1 protein-coding gene is annotated in these 688 nt (G+C 34.9%); it reads left to right on the top strand.

What is annotated here, in order from left to right; translation table 11 throughout:
• Positions 1–257 precede the first annotated feature (257 nt).
• On the top strand, positions 258–688 hold a 431-nt coding region (gene fnr / locus A1D25_RS01665; protein WP_157393989.1), incomplete at its 3' end, for a fumarate/nitrate reduction transcriptional regulator Fnr.

The following is a 688-nucleotide window of genomic DNA, read 5'->3' as shown; positions in this document are numbered from 1 at the left end:
TGTCAATAATCTGAGGGGAAGTATTCCCCCTATAAACTAAATAGAATAATGACCTATTTTATTATGAGCAGGTGTAAGTTCTATACACAAAAGCCCCAATCAAAATTAATAACATTACGATAATTTGTGCTAATCTTTTCTTTGTTAATTTTTCCGCTGCCATTTTACTGCCCTTATTCCTATAAAATATATTAGTTCTCACTGCCTTAAAAAAGTGTTAAAATTTGCCCTAAATCAAATTTTGAGGCGATAGTACTATGAAAATTGTATCTGATTTCAAAGCAAATGGAAGAACAGCTTGCACAATTCACTGTCAAAATTGCAGTATTAGCCAGCTTTGCCTGCCTTTTACTCTAAATGATCACGAACTTACACAGTTAGATAACATTATTGAACGTAAAAAACCTGTTCAGAAGTCTCAAATCATTTTCAAATCTGGAGATGAACTTAAGGCGATTTACGCTATTCGCTCAGGTACAATTAAGAGCTATACAATCAGTGAAAATGGTGAAGAACAGATCACAGCATTCCATCTACCCGGTGATTTAGTTGGCTTTGATGCGATTATGGATATGAAACACGTTGGTTTTGCTCAGGCTCTCGAAACCTCAATGATTTGTGAAATTCCTTTTGAGATTTTAGATGATTTAGCGGGAAAAATGCCGAAGATCCGCCATCAAATTATGCG

Source organism: Ursidibacter arcticus, from assembly GCF_009761375.1.
Classification (GTDB): Bacteria; Pseudomonadota; Gammaproteobacteria; order Enterobacterales; family Pasteurellaceae; genus Ursidibacter; species Ursidibacter arcticus.
The sequence above is the reverse complement of the archived record's forward strand: the minus strand, read 5'-3'. Positions and strand labels throughout refer to the sequence as shown.